Genomic DNA, 20,056 nt, shown 5'->3' with positions numbered 1-20,056 from the left:
ATGATACATTTCGGAACTGGTGGGTGGCGGGATATTATAGGTGAAAATTTTACTTTTGATAATGTACGAAAGTTTTCGCAAGGTGTTTCCAAACAAATCATCGAAGAAGGGAATCAAGAGCTTGGTGTGGTTATAGGATACGACAACCGTTTTATGGCGGAAGAGTTTGCTAAAGCATCATCGGAGGTCTTTGCGGGGAACCAGATAAAAGTTAATTTATTAACTCCTTCTGTGCCAACTCCATTAGTAAACTTTGTTACAAAGAAGGAAAAGGCTGCAGCAGGGCTTACATTTACAGCTAGTCACAATCCTCATATATACAATGGAATAAAGTATGTGTGTGAAGGAGGTTTTCCAGCAACAGAATCTATTACATCTAACCTGGAAAAAGTTATTAATAGTCTCCGTATAGAGGAAGTATCAAAGCTTTCATATAATAAAGCTGTATCTAGTGGGTTAGTTAATAGAAAAAATTACACTAATGCATTTATAACATTTATTGAATCACAATTAGATATGGAGCTATGTATTGTATGATCCCATGTTTGGAACTGGTGTAAACACCTTGTTAACCTTATTAGTAGATACACGTTCAAATGTCAAAATTATTCATGATAAAGCAGATCCCTTATTTGGAGGCAGAGTTCCGGCCCCTACGGAAAGTACATTATGGCGATTAATGGCTATGATGAAGGAAGATGAATACGACATAGGAATTGCTACTGATGGTGATGGTGACAGAATTGCTGTAATCGATGAAGAAGGTAATTATGTAGATGCCAACGAAATTCTTACAATACTATATTATTATTTACTGGAATATAAGAAAGTAAAAGGGAATGTAGTACGGAATATTTCTACCACACATTTATTAGATGTTATTGCACAAAGCTATGGTTATCAATGTTACGAAAAGCCTGTTGGATTTAAGCATATTGCAGAAGGTATGCTTGAAACAGATGCAATCCTAGGAGGAGAGAGTTCTGGTGGTATAACAATAAAAGGACATCTGTTAGAAAAAGATGCGATATTATCTGCTGGAATTCTACTTGAAATGCTGGCACATACGAAAAAGTCCCTAAAAACTATCCGTGATGAAATAACAAGTAAATTCGGGAAAAGGTATTATAAAGAGTATAATTATACGTATGAATCAGGAAATGAAAGCCATATTGAAGAAATCATAACAAATGCAAAATCTGAAGAGGTACGTCAAGAAAAGTTATCAGATTATAAGACATTTGATGGTGTTAAATGGGAATGGGAAGATGGAACATGGTGTTTGATTCGCTTTTCTGGAACAGAACCGCTCTTAAGAATAATGGTAGAATCTCCATATGAAAAGGAAATTGAATCTATTATTCAGAACGTATTAAAGAAAATTGGGAGTAAATAATTAGATAAAATAAACACTAGGAGTAGTTATTACATGAAGCTTAAACTATTATTCATTTTATCAATATGTGTAGTTATTATTTCGATAGTTTACATCTTAAATTTGTTGAATCAGGATTTTGTTTTAAGCAAAGAGGATGACTATAAATCTACAATAAGTGTATGGATAACTACTCCTGGATTAGCTTCAACTTTAGAACAATTTCAAACGGAATCCAATATTAAAGTGAACGTAAGAAAATTCAGTGATGTGGATTCACTTCTTGAGGAACTGAATTTATCCGCTGAGAATCGTGAAGGACCAGATGTTGTAGAAATGAATTCTAATTATGGTATGATGAAATCATAACTAACCATAATGCGCTTTCAATTGACGAATTTTTAAAGGGGATAACTAGTAAGTATCATCATTCAATCATTAGTGCGTTTCAATACAATGATACTCTATATGCCTTGCCTATAGGTATTGAAATTCCGCTTATATTTTTGAACCGTTCAATTTTAAACAACCATTTACCTGAGGAATCTACTATCTATCCGTTTTCAACTGAAGAATCACTAAAAGAATATGAAAAAATACAAGGGAAATCAAATGGAAAAAATGAGGCAGACCGCTTTTGGTTGTTTCATTTTGATCAAAATATCCCTTTATATTGGAACTCCTATAGAGGCGGGACCTCGATTGGGGAAACTTATACATTTGAGGAAATGTGGAATATGCTTGTTAACGAATATGAGCTGATTCCGCCACTTGATAATCACATGGCAATTACAAGGTTTTCAAATATGGAGGTCGGTGTATTAATTACAACCTCTCAACATCTCCAAACTATTCAGGATCTAATTGGAAATAGCTTTGAATTTGAAGTGGAGCCGTTTATCTCAAATAATAGGGACAGTGTTCAGATAGTTGGAAATGGTCTTAGTCTTAAATAAAAACGAAGGTGTTGAAAACCTCTTTCACTTTATGGAACTGGAAGAAACTCAACTGGATTTTCTAAGTAAAGCGGGGTGGTTTCCAGCTCAGAGATCATCAATGGATAATCCGAAATTTATGTCTGAACTCCCTATGTCCAAGTATTTAAATAAACTAATACAATACAAAGGTAATTTTAACGGAAGCGAAATTACGGTTGATAGTAGAACCAGTTGGATGAACATAAAAAACAATGCGCTTGAAATTGAAAATACAGCATATTAAGGGTGATGATAGATGGAGACTGCGGAACAAATTAAACTCTGGGCCAGGGATTTAAGAAGTATTGCCCAAACTGGACTGGCATATGGATCAGACGTGTTTGACAGAGAAAGGTACCATCAGATAAATGAAACTGCAATACAAATGTTATCCCATATTTCGGGAATAAATGCGGAAGAAGTTACAGAGTTATTGCCAATAGAGACAGGCTATACCACCCCCAAAGTTGCAGTTAGGGGAGTTGTAATAAAAAACAGTAAAATATTAATGGTGAAAGAAGCTGCTGATGGATTATGGTGTTTACCTGGAGGATGGTGTGACGTAGGTTTATCCCCTAGTGAAAATATTGAAAAGGAAATTATAGAAGAAACGGGATTACGAACTAAAACTACAAAGCTGCTTTCCTTTTTTGATCAGACCAAAACACGTCCTTCCGTAACCATGCAATATATTTATACAATTTATTTTAAATGCGAGATTATAAGTGGAGAACTGAAAAACAGTATCGAAACAAATGATGTAGCATTTTTTGCTTATAATGAGCTACCCCCTCTTTCAAAGGAGAGAATAACACCTGACCAAATAAAGACAGCAATTCAAATAGCAGAACAAGCGAACGGGAAAGTGTATTTTCATTAATAAGGAGAACTGTTATGAGGATAGTAGAAAAGTTCATTCAATCGAAAACAGGAAATATAAGGTATTGTGAGGATACGTATTTCTGTAATGATCATTTTGCGGTAGTTATTGATGGAGCAACAAATGTTTCTGATAGAGAATTTTCAGGAAAAACTCCCGGACAATTAGCAGCGTCAACTATTAAACAGACTTTTTTACATTTAGGTGGAAAAGAAGATATTGAAGCAATCGTTCAAGCGATCAATTCCAATTACCAACAGTTGTATAAAAGGTTGGAAATAGAAGATGAGATTCAAGAAAAGCCATATATACGCCCAAGTGCCTCTATGATTATTTACAGTAAGTACCACCAAAGAGTGTGGATGATTGGTGATTGTCAATGTTTTTATAATGATACACTTCATCAAAATATAAAGCGGGTAGATGAAGTTTTTGAAGAAGTAAGAAGTATCATTATGAAAGGTGAACTGCAAGTGGGAAAAAAGCCAGAAGAACTAATGGTCGATGATATTGGATTTGAGTTAATTAAACCGCTAATTCAAAAACAATATAACTTCCAGAATGCTACACCTGCCAGTTCTTTAAGTTACGCAGTTGTCAATGGTTTCACTATTCCATTGGAGTTAATTAAAACAATAGATATTCCACCAAATACAGAGTATATTTCACTAGGTTCTGATGGATATCCGAAGATTTATGGAAGTCTGGAAGAAACTGAAAGAGAACTGAAAAGGCTGCTAGAGATTGATCCCCTTTGTATTGAAGAGAATATGGGAACAAAAGGAGTCGCTAAGAATAACATCTCATTTGATGATAGAACATATATAAAGGTAGAAATAGACGCTTTATAAGCTTCTTCTTTAATATAGTACATCCATGAATTTACTTATATATAAATAACAAAGAGTGGGAGGGGAAAATTTAGTATTTAAATAAAATTATTAATAGAGGAGAGATTATTGGAGTAACTGTAAGTATTTTGATGATTTTTTCGATGTCTACTAATGTATTTGCAACTAATGGGTATGGCGAAGAAGTGGATATTAATGTAATGTCCTATAATATTTACCATGGCGTAGGGCTGGATGGTGAGTTAAGCCTAGAACGAATTGCAGATGTAATGAAAGATGCTGATGCAGAAATTATAGGCATTCAAGAGGTTGACAGATTTTATGGAGATCGAAGTGATTTTCAAGATCAAGCAAAAGAACTAGCTGAATTACTGGGTTATCATTATGTCTATGGTGCCAATTTGGATTTGGATCCTGCAGAAGGTCAAGAGCAAAACAGACAGTATGGTACAGGGATTTTAAGTAAGTATCCAATCATTGATTCAGAAAACACATTTTTAAGCAGCTTTGGTAAGGAGCAACGCGGTCTCCTTCGAGCGACGGTGAATGTTAGAGGTATCCACGTGAATGTATATAATACACATTTAGGCTTGGATGTACCTAGTAGACTAGCACAAGTAGATGAGATTATTGATGTAACTTCTTCTTTTGAAGGACCGAGAATATTATTAGGTGACCTGAATGCAGAACCTGACAGTGAGGAATTTCAATTGTTGTTGGAACAAGGAAACTTTGTAGATAGTTTCGCAGATATTGAAGATGCCAATACATTCCCGGTGATTAATCCTATAAAGAGAATTGATTATATTCTTTCTTCACCATCTATAGAGCACTCAAACCAACGAGTTATTTATACAGAAGATTTTGATCATTTACCATTGGTGACTGAAATGAAGATTAAGCGATAGATCCAATAGTTAAAAGAGCGTATTTCGTTGTAGAGATACGCTCTTTTTGTGTGTTGAAATTTTATAGTAATGAATCGGTAAATAAATAAGCCAAATTGGTCGAGCTCCTTCACCATCCTCAAAAGAACAAAAAAGCTAATCCGCCAGAAGTGGAAATCAACTTCTACGATTCAGCTTTTTCTTATGTATCTTCATCATTTCCCGGGAAATATCGACAAACACAGTTACTTTTTATCGACACCAAATGAAAATACAGTGCGTTTATTATATTCCGTTCCTGCTGGGAGGATCACGTCAGGGAAGCCTGTGTGATGTAAGGAAGCGGGGGGCGCTTGGGTTTCGAAACAAACACCTAAATGATTTCTTGAGGCTGCTTCTCTTAACTCAAGGTTATTACTCAGACTGTTTGCAGTATATAGTACCATACCAGGCTGATCGGTTTTAATGGTTAACGTTCTGCCGGATTCCTCATCTATTGCCACGGCATTTACTCCTGCTTTATTATTGAAAATAAAGTAATGATCATAGCCATGATCAGCAATATTATGTTGTGCTGCGGTATCCTGGAATCCTGCACGAAGTTTTTGTCCGCTTCGGAAGTCGAAGGTGGAACCTGAAACTGGCAGCTTTTCTCCAGTTGGGATCAACTGCTCATCCAGTTCGACAAAATAATCGCTATCTATGGTTACCTGATGATTTTGGACCGTAGCCTTTAGATCGCCACTTAAATTAAAATAAGAATGATTGGTTAAAGCCAGGGGAGTGTCCTGGTCCGAATTTGCCCGATAATCAATGCTCAGTTCATTACTGTTGTTCCATGTATAGATAACCTCGACATCAAGATTACCTGGATAGCCTCCATCTCGATCAGCACTTTGATGAGACAGCTTTAATCCTAAAGCATTCTTCAATTGAAAGGATTCGACCTGCCAGATAACCTGATGAAATCCACTCGTTCCCCCGTGCAGATGATTTTCACCATCATTTGCTTCCAATGAATACGTTTGGCCATTGAGTTCAAAGGAAGCACCTTGAATCCTGCCAGCAACGCGACCAACAAGTGCTCCGAAGAAATGAGGGTTACGCTCATAGTCAGTGTGATTTTTATAACCCAGCACCACATTTTCCAGGTTTCCTTTTCGATCTGGAACCATAATTTTAGTGATAATACCACCAAAATTCAGTACGCTGATAGACATTCCATTATCATTAGTTAGTGTATATTCGATCCATTTTTCTAAGATTGTCTGTTTTTCTATGTTCAATGCACTAGCCACCTACTCATTTAAAGTCTCGATAAATCGCTGAAATGCTGCCTTATCTTTAAAAACACTGGCATCTTCCAGGACTCTTGCAAATTTATTGCCTAATTCCTTTTTTAAAATTTCATCCACCAGTTTCTCATCAGAAAGTGTACCATAGTTCTGTTTTAATTCACTAGCCCAATCCTGATGGTACGCTGCAACGTCACACGGACTTTCAAGTAAAAACTGCTTAATTTCGTGTAATTCTTCTTTCAATCTGGCTGGTAAAACTGCCAATCCCATCACTTCAATTAAACCAATATTTTCCTTCTTAATATGATGGACATCAGCATGGGGATGAAAGATACCGAGCGGATGTTCTTCAGATGTCCGATTATTGCGAAGGACAAGATCAAGCTCGTATAGTCCGTCGCGCAATCTTGCAATTGGTGTAACTGTATTATGTGGCGTGTCCCCCGTGAAGGCTTTTACATCAGCTAAAGGATCTGAATACATTTTCCATGCTTGTAAAATATGATCCCCGGCCTGAAGCAGCTCCTTTTTAAGATTACTTTTCAGGCGAATTACAGATAAAGGCCATTTCAATACAGATGCAGAAACAGCGTTATATTTTCCCAGTGAAAAGGTAAAGGTATCCGCCGCGTTCGTCATGGCAAATTCATAATGTCCTGCCTGGTAATGGTCGTGGCTTAATATGGAGCCGCCAACAATCGGCAGATCTGCGTTTGATCCGATAAAGTAGTGCGGGAATTTCTCTGTAAATGTTACTAGTCTTTCGAAAGCCGCTTTGTTAATTTTCATATCACGATGTTCTTCCGCCAGTACGATGCTGTGTTCATTATAATAAACATAGGGCGAATATTGCAGGTACCAATTTTCACCTACTAGTGGAACTTGGACGATGCGGTGATTGGCGCGAGCCGGATAGCCGATACGACCGGCATAGCCTTCATTTTCTGGACAAAGAACACACGCTGGATATTCCACGTCTTTTTTTAATTCTTTTTCCCGTTTGATTTGCTCTGGGTCTTTCTCTGGTTTAGAGAGATTAATTGTTATGTCGAGTTCACCATAAGCTGTGTCGGCCTTAAAATGAATGTTTTTTTCTATTCGGTTCATCTGGATATAGTTGCTGTTTTTACTTAGAATATAAAAATAGCTTGTGGCCGCTTCTGGTGATTGCTTGTATTTTTCATTAAATAGACCATTTACAACAGAAGGACGTGCAACGAAACAGTTCATGATGTTGGCGGTAAGAATTTCCTTGTCGTCAAAATTATCCTCTATCACGCAATGGTCTACAGCGTAACCAATAATTTTTTCAAGCAGATTGGGAATGGAGTCATCCTCCAGTGCTTCAACGTTCTCCGGAAAAGATTCCAAGTTCAACAGATTCATTACCTGATTGCGTACATAAATAGTATCTGAAGGTTCTATAAGTTCTACTTCGACAGCTTTTTGGATAAGTCCAGTCAGGTAGTGATAGATCATCTATGTTCAACTCCTTCTGAATATCCATGTGGATGTGATACATGCCAATCCCAGGCATCCTGCATGATTTTAGTAATTGACGTTCGTGATGGCTGCCAGCCTAAGACATGTTTTGCCTTTTTCGAGCTGGCAATCAAAACGCTTGGATCACCAGCACGACGCGGTCCACCGACTGCCGGAATTTCTTTTCCAGTTACCGTGCGAGCTGTATCGATCATTTCTTTTACGGAAAAACCCTGATTGCTTCCAAGGTTGAAAACATCGCTTTTCCCACCAGCTTTTAAATAATCCAATGCAAGAAGATGTGCAGAAATAAGGTCTTCCACATGAACATAATCGCGAATGCACGTACCATCCTCCGTGTCATAATCTTCTCCGAAAATAGTAATATGCGGGCGCTGGCCAAGCGCGGTCTGTAAAATGATCGGTACAAGATGTGTTTCTGGTCGGTGATCCTCACCAGTTTCACCGGATTCTCTTGCACCAGCGACATTGAAATAACGCAAGGAGGCATAGTTAATATTATGCGCCTGCTCTGTCCACTTCATTAGTTTTTCCATCGTCAGTTTGGTTTCGCCATATGCATTCGTTGGAATGGTTGGCATTTCCTCCGTGATCGGGACTGCTTCTGGTTCGCCATATGTTGCTGCAGTGGAGGAAAATACAATATGCTTCACGTCATGCTCAACCATTGCCTTCAACAGTACCTGTGTGCCATACACGTTGTTATCAAAATACTTCAATGGATTTTCCATGGATTCGCCTACCAGCGAATTTGCGGCAAAATGAATAACGGCATCAATAGATTCTTTTTTAAAAACCTTACGCAAAAAATCAAGATCTCGAATATCGCCCTCATAAAATGTGGAATTCGGATGCACAGCACCTATGTGACCTGTCTCCAAACTATCTACAACGACGACCTGTTCTCCTTGATCGATTAACTGATAAACAGCGTGGGATCCGATATAACCCGCGCCACCCAGAACTAAAACACTCATCTACAGCACCTCTTCCATCATTTTTTGTGCACCGCCACCAATTGCTGCAGTATAAAACGTTGCATCATACCCGACTGTTTCGTGATAGATGCGATTTACGTTTTCCTTAAAAGCATCCACTTTGTCTTTTTCAACAATAGCAATAGCACATCCGCCAAAACCAGCGCCAGTCATGCGGGCCCCCAACACACCTTTTTGATCCCAGGCAGCTTTTACAACCGTGTCCAGTTCCATGCCAGTAACCTCATAATCCTGCTTTAGTGAAAGATGGGATTCGTTCATTAGCTCACCAAATGCCTTCAGGTTACCTTGGCGTAATTTTTCCATGGCTTTTAATGTACGTGTATTTTCATAAACGGCATGTTTCGCACGTTTTTGATTTATTTCATCTTTTATCAAATGCTTATGGCTTTCAAATTCATCATTGGATAACTCTCCTAGACTGGTAATAGACAGTTCAGTCTGTAAATCAGCAAGTGCCTGCTCACACTGGGCACGTCTTTCATTATACCTAGATCCCGCCAATGTCCGCTGTTTATTCGTATTTATAATGATAATAACGTGATCGGCGAGCTGGATTGGAGCATAGTCATATTCCAATGTCTGACAGTTTAATAGAATGGCATGATCTTTCTTTCCCATGCCAATCGCAAATTGATCCATAATTCCACTGTTAACCCCGAGGTACTTATTTTCGACCTGCTGACCCAATTTCACCATGGAAATTCGGTCAATATTCAAGTTGAACATATTTTCCATTAGCACTCCAGTGGCCATTTCTATGGAGGCAGAGGAGGAGAGACCAGCACCATTTGGAATGTTTCCATAAAATAAAATATCCATCCCTTTAGTTATCGAATGGCCATCCTCCATGAGCATTTGAATCATGCCTTTCGGGTAGTTCGCCCAATCATGCTTTGCTTGATAGGAAAGATCCGTAAGATCACATTCAATTATTCCGACCTCTGGAAAATTCAATGAGTAAAATCGTATTTTCTGATCATTTCGCTTTAACCCGAGTGCATAGGTGCCAAATGAAATGGCAGCAGGGAAAACGTGACCGCCATTATAGTCAGTATGTTCACCAATTAAGTTGATGCGTCCGGGAGCGAAAAAGGTAGCCGGTGTTTCGTTTGTTTGGAAAGTGGATTTAAATGATTGTGTTAAGTTAGGAATTGTCATAGGTACCCCCTGCTGTTTACAAGTAGTTAATGTATCTACTAAAATAAAGTAAGTTAATTAATTTAATTAATATCAATAGTCTACAATAAATAATTACAGTAATCAATTGCTATTTTAAAAAAATGTAACAGCTGTACTTAAGGAAATGGTTGAACAAAGAAATAATTAGTCAAATTACATAAGTGGAAAATAGTGTTAATTTAGTGGTTATACAAGGGGAATTCAGGGTAAACCACTTGCTTATGTATTCTTTTTATAGCGGAAAATAAAAGTTTAAAATTATTAGAAAATAAATAAAAATAATATTGACACGATTTTTACATCGTGATAATATAAGTTAAAATCTTATTAATTAATTAAATTAACTAAGTTATTTTTAGCATAAACGGAAAGGATGACACAAATGAACTATGAAGAATTAATTGGTGTAAAAGACAAGGTTGCGGTTATCACAGGTGCTGCGTCTGGAATTGGACTGGCATCTTCCAAACTATTAGCTGAATCGGGATGTCAGGTTATTATGCTGGACATTAACTCAGAAGAAGGCATGAAACAGGCAAAGATAATAGGTGAAAACGGTGGGAAAGCAACTTTTTTCACTTGTGATGTAACTTCAAGTGAAAATTGCCAAACGGTTATCGAGAAAATTGAAAGCGATTACCATAAGGTTGATATTTTGTTTAATAATGCTGGAGTTATTCGTAGAAAGAACACGGTAGATCATAGTGAAGCCGATTGGGATTTAGTAATGAATGTCTCATTAAAAAGTGTTTTCTTGCTTTCAAAATATGCGATCCCTCTCATGGCTAAGAATGGTGGAGGCAGCATAATCAATACAGGATCAGGATGGGGCTTAAAGGGAGGAGATAATGCTGTTTCTTATTGTGCAGCTAAAGCTGGTGTTGTCAATGTTACCAAAGCAATGGCAATTGATCATGGAGGAGATAATATCCGTGTGAATTGTATCTGCCCAGGGGACACTGATACGCCGCTCTTAAGAGGAGAAGCAGAGCAATTAAAATTAGATGAGAAGGAATTCTTGGTATCCTCTGGAATTGACCGCCCACTACGTAGGATCGGGACACCGGACGATATCGCAAAAGGTGTATTATATTTAGCCAGCGATTTATCTGCCTGGGTTTCCGGAACGACTTTAGTTGTTGATGGTGGAGGATTGGCTTAAAGGTTTTAATGAATCAAATACATAAAGGAGAGAGTGAAATGGCAGACGTAAAATCAACGATTGCACATCCATACATTCCAAATACTGTACCTGAAGTAAGGGATGAAATGTTACGAATTATTGGTGCAAATAGTGTGGAAGAGTTATTTGCAGGAATTCCTGACGATTTAAAGTATAACAAAAAACTGAATATACCAGATGCTTTGTCCGAGTATGAACTAAGCAGAAACCTGGAAAAGACATTAAGCAAAAATGTCAGCACAAAAGATGTTATTAGCTTCTTAGGTGGAGGCTGCTGGGAACATTATGTACCTGCTGTGTGTGATGAAGTTAACTCAAGAGCGGAATTCCTTACCGCGTATGCTGGTGATGAGTATGAGGACCATGGCAGATTTCAAGTGCTTTTTGAGTATCAGAGTTTAGTAGCTGAGCTGGTTGACATGGATGTTGTCAATGTACCTACATTTGACTGGGCACAGGCTGCAGCTACATCTATTCGAATGGCTTCTCGTATGACTGATCGCTACGAGGTGTTGATACCTAAAACTATTTCACCAGACAGATTGAAAATTATCAAGAACTATTGTTCGCCACATATTAAAATTACATTAGTTGATTATAATCCAGAGTCTGGAGAGATGGACTTAGATGATTTAAAGAAAAAACTATCAGAAAAAACTGCAGCAGTTTATTTTGAAAACCCGAGTTACCTGGGCTTCATAGAGACTGCATGTAAAGAGATTGGTGATCTCGCGAAAGAACATAATGCCATTACTATTGTAGGCGTGGATCCAAGCTCATTAGGAGTAATGGAGCCACCAAGCCGATATGGTGCGGATATTGTATGTGGAGAACTGCAGCCACTTGGAATTCATATGAATTATGGTGGTGGGCTGTCAGGGTTCATAGCTACAAGAGATGAAGTTAAATATGTCGAAGAGTTTCCTTCCAGATTGTTTGGTGTAGCGCCTACGATCAAAGAAGGGGAGTATGGATTTGGTGACGTTCTTTATGGACGTACTTCCATGGCACAACGGGAAAAAGGAAAAGAATCAGTCGGTACACAAACATCCATGTGGGCGATTACTGCTGGTGTATATCTAGCATTAATGGGTCCTGAGGGAATGAAAGAACTTGGACAAACGATCATGCAGCGTTCTCAGTATGCCGTTCATGAATTAGATAAGATTGAAGGTATAACTGCATCGCATTTCAAGGGTGTTAACTTTAAAGAGTTCGTTGTTGATTTTAACGAAACGGCTTTAACTGTAAAAGAAATTAATAAAAAATTGCGGGAAAAAGGTATCTTCGGTGGAATTGACCTGTCTGAGGAATTCCCGGAATTAGGCCAATGCGCACTTTATTGTGTAACTGAAATTCATTTGAAGGAAGATATTGATCAGCTGGTTCAAGCTGTTAGATCTTTTAAATAACCTATAGAAAAGAGGGAGCAGAGTGAAAGCAATTAACAGAGATCATAAAGTACGAAATTTCCATCAGGCAAAATGGGATGAACCAATTATCTTTGAACTTCATCAAGAAGGGGAGCGCGGAATAATCCCTCCCACTGCTGAACAAGAGGTAGTTGAATCAATTGGTGACGGTGTATCGGTGATTCCGAATGCTTTGAAACGTAAGAGTAAACCGGAACTTCCTGAGATTACACAGAATCGTGTGCTACGGCATTATCTGCGTCTGTCTCAAGAAACCTTGGGTGCAGCATTCAATGTGGAGGTAGGGCAAGGTACATGTACTATGAAATACTCGCCAAAAATTAATGAAGTATTCGCATCTTCACATAAAATGACAGCACTTCATCCAAAACAGGACGAAGAAACGGTGCAGGGTATGCTTGAAGTAACCCACAACCTTGATTTATATATGCGTGAGATTTCTGGAATGGATAACTTTTCATTCCAGCCGGGCTCAGGTACGCAAGCGCTTTTTGCAATGGCTTCTATTGTGAGAGCCTACCATGAAGCGAACGGAGAAGCAGATCAACGTGACGAAATTATCACTACTATCTTCTCACATCCAGCCCAGGCGGCAACTGCAGCTGTAAAAGGGTATAAAGTGATTACGTTGTATCCGGATGCAGATGGCTTTCCGGATATTGAGAAATTAAAAGAGGTTGTCTCTGATAAAACAGCTGGATTTGTGGTAGCAAACCCAGAGGATACCGGGATCTATAATTCAAGAATTAAAGAATTTACGAAAATTGTCCGAGAGGCTGGAGGTATTTGTTATTATGACCAAGCAAATGCCAACGGACTATTAGGTATTACAAGAGCTAAAGAGGCAGGATTTGATATGTGTTTCTTTAATCTTCATAAGACTTTCTCTACTCCACATGCGTCTGGTGGACCGGCTGCAGGAGCTTTAGGGGTAACGGAAAGATTGAAGTCATTTCTACCGGGGCCAATCGTTGAAAAAGATGGGAACCGCTATAAATTAAATGACGATCTGGACCACAGTATTGGAAAAGTCCGTTCTTATCATGGTGTACCACAAAATATTCTTAGGGCATATGCCTGGATTCGTGCACTTGGAGCAGACGGATTAAAAGATGTAGCAGAAACGGCTGTTCTTAACAATAACTATTTATACCATCAAATATTAAAAATTAAGGGCGCAAGCGCACCTTATATTAAAGGGAAGCGGCTTGAACAAGTACGTTACAGCTGGGAACAGTTAACGGAGGATACTGGAATAACAACAGATGACATATCTCGGAGAATGGCAGATTTTGCTCATCAGTATTGGACCAGTCATCATCCATTTGTGGTACCACAGCCGTTTACACTCGAACCTACAGAATCGTACTCGAAAGCAGACTTGGATGAATATATTGCATCCTTAACCCATATTGTCAACGAAGCTTATACAGATCCTGAAAAAGTTAAAAACGCACCATATAATAGCTCGATCCACCCCGTAGTTGAACATGATCGCTTTGAAGACCCGGAGAAATGGGCAATTACGTGGAGAGCGTATTTGAAAAAAACAAAAAGATCAGAAGTGACTAGTTGATACACTACAAGCTATTAAAATTTTCAATAAAAAGATTTTCCAAGGGAGGGAAGAGAATGAAGCGACTTATATTATTGATGTTGATTTTAGGAATTATTCTGGCGGGTTGCTCAAACAAAGCAACTGGGAATGACGAAATTAGTGAATCAGGTGACGTTTCAGGTGAAATTACAGTATGGGGCTGGGATGTTGCTGCAGATACATTTAAAGCATCTGTAGAATTCTTTAATGAGAAGTACCCTGATGTGGAGGTTACAGTTGAGGATTTTGGAAGCGATGACCTATATGAAAAGTTAACCGTTGGACTTGTATCAAAAGGATCGGGGATGCCTGATGTCATTCTTATGGAAGATGAAAGAATACCGGGCTATGTCAGCCAATTTCCAGATGGTTTTTTAGATTTATCAGAAATGGGTTATGACGAGCATAGTGATTTATTTAACGATGCTAAAATGCAAAATGTCACACATGATGATCATATTATAGCCGCACCTTGGGATATAGGACCTGCTGGAGTATTCTATCGTGTCGATTTGTTTGAAGAAGCAGGAGTTAACGTAGATGATATAAAAATATGGGATGACTATCTGGAAGCAGGAATAAAGATCAAAGAAAAAACTGGAGCAAAAATGCTTCCTGTTGATATTTCAAACTATGATGGAGTATTTCAAATGATGATGCAGCAACAGGGTTTATCTTATTTTGATCAGGAAGATAATCTGGCTATTACTTCTGAAGAGGCCATCCGATCGATGGAAATGATCAATAAGTTCCATGAGAGCGACATCATCCTTAATAATAGTGGCTGGGACGGTATTGTGACTGCAACAGTTAATGGGGATGTAGCTACTGTTCCATATGGTGTTTGGTATACAGGGACGATTATGGATCAGGCCCCAGAACTTGAAGGTAAATGGGATATGTTCTATTTACCAGAATTTAAAGAAGGAAGCAGCCGTTATGCTAACGTAGGAGGATCCTCCATAGCAATATCTGCTTATACAGAAAATAAAGATGCCGCGTATGCATTTACTGAATTTTTTACTACTGATGAGGAAACTCAACTTTTTGGTTTTGAAAACTACGGCTTGTTCCCTTCATTAAAGAGTACGTACGATACAGAAGTTCTTACACAAAATAGTTTCTATTTTAATGATCAGCCAATCTTTAAAAATTTTGCTGATATAGTTGAAGATGTTCCAGAAATTAATTTAACGAAGGATTTTGCCCAGGTATCAAAAGTAATAGCTAATACACAGTCGGCCATTTTAAATGAAGGTAAGACCGCAGATAAAGCCTTGTCCGACGCTCAAGGACAATTGAATAATGAATTAAAATAATACCTGTTTTAGGAAGAAATGAAGAGCTAAGAGAAATGGATTCTAAACAGGGAAGGGGAAAAGAGAACACACCTTCTTCCTGTTTCTCTTTACTCCCAAAGAGGTGATACAGCATGAAGAAAAAAATTACCGGGCAATTAAGTAATCGGAAATTAATAAACCCAAGAACGGCGCCATATTTCTTCTTGGCTCCATCTATCGTTCTACTAATAGTTTTCACTTTATATCCAGTAATTTCTTCTTTTATATTAAGCTTTCAGAGCATGAGTGGCGCAGAAAAATACTTTGTAGGATTTGATAATTATGCCCGTCTATTCAGGGACCCGATATTTTACAAGTCATTGGGAAATACATTTCAGATCCTTATTGTTCAAGTGCCAATTATGCTTAGTATAGCTATACTTATTGCAGTAGGACTAAATTCATCGTTCATACGATTTAATGGATTTTTTAGAGTTGCCTTTTTTCTTCCTGCCATTACAGCACTTGTCGCTGCATCTCTTATTTTTATGGTGATTCTGGATGGAAACTATGGAATAGTAAACTATCTATTATCTTTAGTTGGGCTTGATCCAATAGATTGGTTGAATGATCCCTTTTGGGCAAAGGTCTCGGTAATTGTCGTTATGACTTGGAGATGGACTGGCTACAATATGGTTATTTTTTTAGCTGGCTTACAGACGATACCGAAGGACCTCTATGAAGCTGCTGGAATTGATGGGGCAGGAAAAGCAAGGCAATTTTTTTCAATTACCATTCCACAATTGAAGCCCGTATTCATTTTTACTGTCGTAATGTCGACAATTGGTACATTACAATTATTTGATGAAGCATATATTTTGACTGGGGGCGGTCCAAATAATGCAACAATGACTATTACACTATATCTCTATGAAACGGGATTTAAATATTTTGATTTTGGATATGCTTCAGCATTGGCGTATGTATTAGTAGTAATAATAGCTATTATTTCCTGGATCCAGATGAAGGTAGTAGGTGACTCTTAATATGGAGAATAAAAATGTTTATTTAAATAAAACGATTATTTATATACTCTTATCAATAGGGGTAATCTTATCGATCTTGCCGTTTTATTGGATGGCTATTGGGTCAACCCTAACCTCCGGAAAAATATTTAGTGTCCCACCTAACTTTTTGCCTGGAAACAATTTACTGGAAAACGCCAAGAACTTAAATGAATCACTCAACTTTTTGAAAGTTATGTGGAATTCTTTATTCATCTCCGTGACCTATACAGTTATCAGTGTAGTTATTTGTTCTATGGCTGGGTATGCTTTTGCAAAGTTTGATTTCAAAGGAAAGGGTGCTGTCTTTTTCATTATATTATGCTCCTTAATGATTCCTTTTCAGGTGATGCTTATACCTCTGTTTGAAATTATTGTGTGGATGGATTGGTTAAATACATATCAAGCTATTATCTTACCAACACTTGCTTCTCCCTTTGCAATCTATTTAATGAGGCAAAATATGTTATCCATACCACTATCCATTATTGAATCTGCCCGGATTGATGGCGCGGGGGAGTTTAGAATTTTCTTTTCGATTGTATTTCCAACGATGAAACCGGCGGTGGCAGCTGTATCTATATTTCTTTTTATGTCTCAATGGAATAGTTTGCTGTGGCCACTAATCACATTAAACTCGAAAGAAATGTTTACATTACCAGTAGCATTATCCAGTTTGGTTGGTTTGGCCAGAATAGACTATGGACAATTAATGCTAGGTACAACATTATCCGTTGTTCCAGTGTTAGTTTTCTTCCTATTCTTCCAAAGACATTTTATATCCGGAATTCTAGGTGGTTCTGTAAAAGAATAAGGTCTACTCCGAAGAGTCTAGAAAGAATTCTTACACATATTTTCAACTCATCATTTCTTGTAGCTAGACTTTATGCCAGTGGCATTATAGGCAAAATATTTCATCAGTAACGTGCATCGTAAAAGTCAAAATTACCGGACAATAGTTCAGTTAATCGTGTTATTGAACAGGATCAATTTGAGGAATATGAATTAAAAATTACAAAAACCCATATGAGGAGGAATTATTAATGAAAAAGAAATTGTGGTTATTACTTGGTTTTTCTATACTAATTGGAATAATACTTACTGGTTGTCAAAGTGGGGATTCAAAGTCTAGTGGTAGTGGCGATTCTGACGAAATTACAATCAGATACTGGAATAACGTTGCAGCTGGAAGGACCTATTTACCTATATTAATAGACGAATTTGAAAAAGAAAATCCCAGAATCAAAGTAGATTTAAATAACGTGAATGTGGAGTCCAGTGAAGCTGAATATCAAGCGGCTATCTCTGATGACAATCTACCAGATATTTTCAGTACAGATTCTTTTACAATTAATGAATTAGTAGAATTAAATTTAGTACGAGAATTGAATGATGTATTTCCTAAAGAAGTTCGAGCTGAATATACAGAAGGGGTTTTTGATGAAGGTAATGCCTCTGTAAATGGAGATGTATATTTATTTCCGGTATATAAAGGTGGTACGTATTATATGTTCTACAATAAAAATGTTTTAGCAGACTTAGGGATTGAAAGAGTTCCAGAAACTTGGGCTGATATGAAAGAGATTAGTACAGAGATTTATGAACTGTCTAATGGATCCTCCTATGGGTTGATTTTTGGAGGGCAATCAGGCTGGTTAGTAAGGGCTGTTACTCAATTAATGTCCACCGAATTATCTCCGGAGAGTGGATATGATTATGAAAACGGAGATTATAAATATGCTACAGAAGGTTATATAGAAACAATGAAGTATATGAAGGATCTTTTAGAAAATAACAGCTTATCCCCATCTTCATTAGAAACTGATTCAACAGTTGCAAGAGAATTATTTATTGCGGGTCAGGCTACATTCTTACTTGATGGAAACTGGACAGGTCAGTTGTTGCATGAAGATGGTTTTAACGACTGGGGAGTAGTTAAACTGCCTACCAAAAATCCAGACGGGCAACAGTATGGTGAATTTCGTCTAGTAAGCAATGATGGCCTTTATGTATCACAAAACACAGAACATTTTGACGAAGTGAAAATCTTCCTGGAGTTTTTACAAGAAAATATGTATGCTGAGATACTAAAAGATGGGGAACCTCTAATTGCTAAAGATGCAGCGGAAATAGATGTAGAACTTCCTTTTGAAGAAGTCAATGATATTTCAGATATATTTTTAGATATGTCAATACCTGTACCAAACCCGGTCGTATTAAATCCGGACACACAAGATGTTCGTTTAGAATTACAAAAGAACGCACCAGACACGGATATTGGAGCTATTTTAATGGGATATTTAACTGGCCAGATTGATGATTTAGAAGGTACCCTTCAAAAATTCAGTGATGATTATAATGAGGTATTCAGCGAAGCGATTGAAAATAATGAAAATGTGAGTAGGGAAGATTTCCAGTTTCCTAATTGGACACCGTACGAACCATATACAAGTGAAGATTACGAAGAGTTAGATAGGTAATAAAATAATAAGGTATTGAGTCTTAGTTTGGCTAACTACTTTAAAGATGATGTGTAAAAAAGTAGTTAGCCCTATTAAATACATAGATGTATTGTTCGCTAGAGGGAGAGATGATTTTGAAGACTACAACAAAACAGAAAGTGAATAAACAAACCAGACAACGTTATATGTGGGCATATCTATTTATTTTGCCACAAGTAGTTGTGTTCTTTGGACTGTCACTGTATCCCATTATAATGAGTTATGTGTATTCCTTTTATGACTGGTCAGGTATAGGCCCTCTAAGTAACTTTGTTGGATTTAATAATTATTTAAAAGTTTTTACAGAAGAGAAATTCTGGAATGCCTTTAAAAATACATTTATTTACACTGCTGGATTTACTACTATATCAATAACGTTTGCTTTAATTCTGGCATTAATACTTAATGATCCGAGGCTCAAAGGAAGAAGCTTTTACCGAACAGTTTACTTCCTTCCAGTGGTAACCACTACCGCAATTGTAGGTATTATTATGAAGAATATTTTTGGAAACCAAGGTCTTGTAAACCAAGTGTTGCAAGGGATTGGATTGATAGATCAGGCAGTTCCATGGCTGATAAATCCTGTAACCGCCATGTTGGTTTTAATTATTGTGGGGTCATGGAAAGAAATAGGTATTATCATGATCTATTGGCTGACCGGGTTACAAATGATTCCGAAAGAATTGTATGAAGCAGCTAAAATAGATGGAGCAGGTTATTGGCAAACATTGCGATATGTCACCTTGCCATTACTTGCGCCAATAGGAGCTACTATCCTTTTATTAACGACTGTAAGCAGCATGAGGGTGTTTGATTTGGTGAAAACACTGACAAATGGTGGTCCGTATTATTCAACAGAAACACTGGAGCTGTATATTTACAGGTTCGCATTTGCAGCTGAAGGTCCTTCCCAAGTCGGTTATGCTTCTACTGTCGGAGTTGTATTGGGAGTGACTGTATTCATCATAAGTCTATTGCTAGGTTGGGTAGTGTTGAAGGTAAATAAAAATAAAAACAAAAACAACCTGAACATGGGGGTGAAGTAAG

General features: G+C 37.6%; 20 protein-coding genes. 16 read left to right on the top strand and 4 right to left on the bottom strand.

The window, feature by feature from the left end:
- The 8 genes from QGM71_RS08125 (at window position 1) to QGM71_RS08090 (ending at window position 4,991) form a co-directional block, all read left to right on the top strand.
- Entirely contained in the window at window positions 1-537 is a 537-nt protein-coding gene (locus QGM71_RS08125; protein WP_327607020.1) for a phosphohexomutase domain-containing protein, read from the top strand.
- Window positions 530-1,396, top strand: coding sequence for a phosphohexomutase domain-containing protein (locus QGM71_RS08120; RefSeq protein ID WP_327607019.1), 867 nt, complete (start codon window positions 530-532; stop codon window positions 1,394-1,396). Before QGM71_RS08125 ends, QGM71_RS08120 begins: the two co-directional genes overlap by 8 nt.
- 33 nt (window positions 1,397-1,429) lie before the next feature.
- Window positions 1,430-1,744 carry a hypothetical protein gene (locus QGM71_RS08115; RefSeq protein ID WP_327607018.1) on the top strand — a complete coding sequence of 105 codons (315 nt, stop codon included), beginning with the start codon at window positions 1,430-1,432 and terminating at the stop codon, window positions 1,742-1,744.
- 104 nt (window positions 1,745-1,848) lie between these two features.
- The gene (locus QGM71_RS08110) at window positions 1,849-2,331 is read left to right on the top strand and encodes a hypothetical protein (protein ID WP_327607017.1); all 483 of its coding nucleotides are present in this window, start codon (window positions 1,849-1,851) and stop codon (window positions 2,329-2,331) included.
- Window positions 2,312-2,596, top strand: coding sequence for a hypothetical protein (locus QGM71_RS08105; RefSeq protein WP_327607016.1), 285 nt, complete (start codon window positions 2,312-2,314; stop codon window positions 2,594-2,596). The genes QGM71_RS08110 and QGM71_RS08105 overlap by 20 nt, the downstream gene beginning before the upstream one ends.
- A gap of 12 nt (window positions 2,597-2,608) precedes the next feature.
- On the top strand, window positions 2,609-3,232 hold the full coding sequence (locus tag QGM71_RS08100) for an NUDIX hydrolase (RefSeq protein ID WP_327607015.1): 624 nt from the start codon (window positions 2,609-2,611) through the stop codon (window positions 3,230-3,232).
- 14 nt (window positions 3,233-3,246) lie between these two features.
- The gene (locus tag QGM71_RS08095) at window positions 3,247-4,083 is read left to right on the top strand and encodes a hypothetical protein (RefSeq protein WP_327607014.1); all 837 of its coding nucleotides are present in this window, start codon (window positions 3,247-3,249) and stop codon (window positions 4,081-4,083) included.
- A gap of 143 nt (window positions 4,084-4,226) precedes the next feature.
- Window positions 4,227-4,991, top strand: a complete 765-nt coding sequence (locus QGM71_RS08090) for an endonuclease/exonuclease/phosphatase family protein (protein WP_327607013.1) — start codon at window positions 4,227-4,229, stop codon at window positions 4,989-4,991.
- Window positions 4,992-5,215: 224 nt separating this feature from the next.
- Here the strand turns inward: QGM71_RS08090 and QGM71_RS08085 are convergent, their stop codons facing one another.
- Genes QGM71_RS08085 through QGM71_RS08070 form a run of 4 tightly spaced genes read right to left on the bottom strand, consistent with a single transcriptional unit; the run spans window position 5,216 to window position 9,930 of the window.
- Complete coding sequence (locus QGM71_RS08085) at window positions 5,216-6,256, bottom strand: aldose epimerase family protein (RefSeq protein ID WP_327607012.1); 1,041 nt, start codon at window positions 6,254-6,256, stop codon at window positions 5,216-5,218.
- 12 nt (window positions 6,257-6,268) lie between these two features.
- The gene (gene galT, locus QGM71_RS08080) at window positions 6,269-7,747 is read right to left on the bottom strand and encodes a UDP-glucose--hexose-1-phosphate uridylyltransferase (RefSeq protein ID WP_327607011.1); all 1,479 of its coding nucleotides are present in this window, start codon (window positions 7,745-7,747) and stop codon (window positions 6,269-6,271) included.
- On the bottom strand, window positions 7,744-8,748 hold the full coding sequence (galE, locus tag QGM71_RS08075) for a UDP-glucose 4-epimerase GalE (RefSeq protein WP_327607010.1): 1,005 nt from the start codon (window positions 8,746-8,748) through the stop codon (window positions 7,744-7,746). Before galE ends, galT begins: the two co-directional genes overlap by 4 nt.
- Entirely contained in the window at window positions 8,749-9,930 is a 1,182-nt protein-coding gene (locus tag QGM71_RS08070; RefSeq protein WP_327607009.1) for a galactokinase, read from the bottom strand. It abuts the gene before it with no gap.
- A gap of 403 nt (window positions 9,931-10,333) precedes the next feature.
- Between QGM71_RS08070 and QGM71_RS08065 the strand changes: the two genes are divergently transcribed.
- From QGM71_RS08065 to QGM71_RS08030, 8 genes are all read left to right on the top strand, one after another.
- The gene (locus QGM71_RS08065) at window positions 10,334-11,113 is read left to right on the top strand and encodes an SDR family NAD(P)-dependent oxidoreductase (RefSeq protein ID WP_327607008.1); all 780 of its coding nucleotides are present in this window, start codon (window positions 10,334-10,336) and stop codon (window positions 11,111-11,113) included.
- A 38-nt stretch (window positions 11,114-11,151) separates the two neighbouring features.
- Entirely contained in the window at window positions 11,152-12,546 is a 1,395-nt protein-coding gene (gene gcvPA, locus QGM71_RS08060) for an aminomethyl-transferring glycine dehydrogenase subunit GcvPA (protein ID WP_327607007.1), read from the top strand.
- Window positions 12,547-12,568: 22 nt separating this feature from the next.
- A complete protein-coding gene (gcvPB, locus tag QGM71_RS08055) occupies window positions 12,569-14,143 on the top strand; it encodes an aminomethyl-transferring glycine dehydrogenase subunit GcvPB (RefSeq protein ID WP_327607006.1) in 1,575 nt (524 codons plus the stop codon).
- Between the two features lie 56 nt (window positions 14,144-14,199).
- On the top strand, window positions 14,200-15,483 hold the full coding sequence (locus tag QGM71_RS08050) for an ABC transporter substrate-binding protein (RefSeq protein ID WP_327607005.1): 1,284 nt from the start codon (window positions 14,200-14,202) through the stop codon (window positions 15,481-15,483).
- A 113-nt stretch (window positions 15,484-15,596) separates the two neighbouring features.
- Window positions 15,597-16,490 (top strand): carbohydrate ABC transporter permease, encoded by an 894-nt coding sequence (locus QGM71_RS08045; protein WP_327607004.1) that lies wholly within the window; start codon window positions 15,597-15,599, stop codon window positions 16,488-16,490.
- A 1-nt stretch (window position 16,491) separates the two neighbouring features.
- Window positions 16,492-17,322 carry a carbohydrate ABC transporter permease gene (locus QGM71_RS08040; RefSeq protein WP_327607003.1) on the top strand — a complete coding sequence of 277 codons (831 nt, stop codon included), beginning with the start codon at window positions 16,492-16,494 and terminating at the stop codon, window positions 17,320-17,322.
- A gap of 229 nt (window positions 17,323-17,551) precedes the next feature.
- The gene (locus QGM71_RS08035; protein ID WP_327607002.1) at window positions 17,552-18,988 is read left to right on the top strand and encodes an ABC transporter substrate-binding protein; all 1,437 of its coding nucleotides are present in this window, start codon (window positions 17,552-17,554) and stop codon (window positions 18,986-18,988) included.
- A gap of 116 nt (window positions 18,989-19,104) precedes the next feature.
- Complete coding sequence (locus QGM71_RS08030; RefSeq protein ID WP_327607001.1) at window positions 19,105-20,055, top strand: carbohydrate ABC transporter permease; 951 nt, start codon at window positions 19,105-19,107, stop codon at window positions 20,053-20,055.
- Window position 20,056 lies beyond the last annotated feature (1 nt).

This window comes from Virgibacillus tibetensis (assembly GCF_036026595.1).
In the GTDB taxonomy this organism is placed as follows: domain Bacteria; phylum Bacillota; class Bacilli; order Bacillales; family Amphibacillaceae; genus Virgibacillus_P; species Virgibacillus_P tibetensis.
Note: the sequence above shows the minus strand (reverse complement) of the source record. Positions and strands in the feature narration are given on the sequence as shown.

Bases quoted from the DNA above. Each gene is read 5' to 3' on its own strand.
- QGM71_RS08125 (WP_327607020.1), top strand. From the start codon at position 1: ATGATACATTTCGGAACTGGTGGGTGGCGGGATATTATAGGTGAAAAT.
- QGM71_RS08115 (WP_327607018.1), top strand. From the start codon at position 1,430: ATGAAGCTTAAACTATTATTCATTTTATCAATATGTGTAGTTATTATT.
- QGM71_RS08105 (WP_327607016.1), top strand. From the start codon at position 2,312: ATGGTCTTAGTCTTAAATAAAAACGAAGGTGTTGAAAACCTCTTTCAC.
- QGM71_RS08100 (WP_327607015.1), top strand. From the start codon at position 2,609: ATGGAGACTGCGGAACAAATTAAACTCTGGGCCAGGGATTTAAGAAGT.
- QGM71_RS08095 (WP_327607014.1), top strand. From the start codon at position 3,247: ATGAGGATAGTAGAAAAGTTCATTCAATCGAAAACAGGAAATATAAGG.
- QGM71_RS08090 (WP_327607013.1), top strand. From the start codon at position 4,227: ATGTCTACTAATGTATTTGCAACTAATGGGTATGGCGAAGAAGTGGAT.
- galT (WP_327607011.1), bottom strand. From the start codon at position 7,747: ATGATCTATCACTACCTGACTGGACTTATCCAAAAAGCTGTCGAAGTA.
- galE (WP_327607010.1), bottom strand. From the start codon at position 8,748: ATGAGTGTTTTAGTTCTGGGTGGCGCGGGTTATATCGGATCCCACGCT.
- QGM71_RS08070 (WP_327607009.1), bottom strand. From the start codon at position 9,930: ATGACAATTCCTAACTTAACACAATCATTTAAATCCACTTTCCAAACA.
- QGM71_RS08065 (WP_327607008.1), top strand. From the start codon at position 10,334: ATGAACTATGAAGAATTAATTGGTGTAAAAGACAAGGTTGCGGTTATC.
- gcvPA (WP_327607007.1), top strand. From the start codon at position 11,152: ATGGCAGACGTAAAATCAACGATTGCACATCCATACATTCCAAATACT.
- QGM71_RS08050 (WP_327607005.1), top strand. From the start codon at position 14,200: ATGAAGCGACTTATATTATTGATGTTGATTTTAGGAATTATTCTGGCG.
- QGM71_RS08045 (WP_327607004.1), top strand. From the start codon at position 15,597: ATGAAGAAAAAAATTACCGGGCAATTAAGTAATCGGAAATTAATAAAC.
- QGM71_RS08040 (WP_327607003.1), top strand. From the start codon at position 16,492: ATGGAGAATAAAAATGTTTATTTAAATAAAACGATTATTTATATACTC.
- QGM71_RS08035 (WP_327607002.1), top strand. From the start codon at position 17,552: ATGAAAAAGAAATTGTGGTTATTACTTGGTTTTTCTATACTAATTGGA.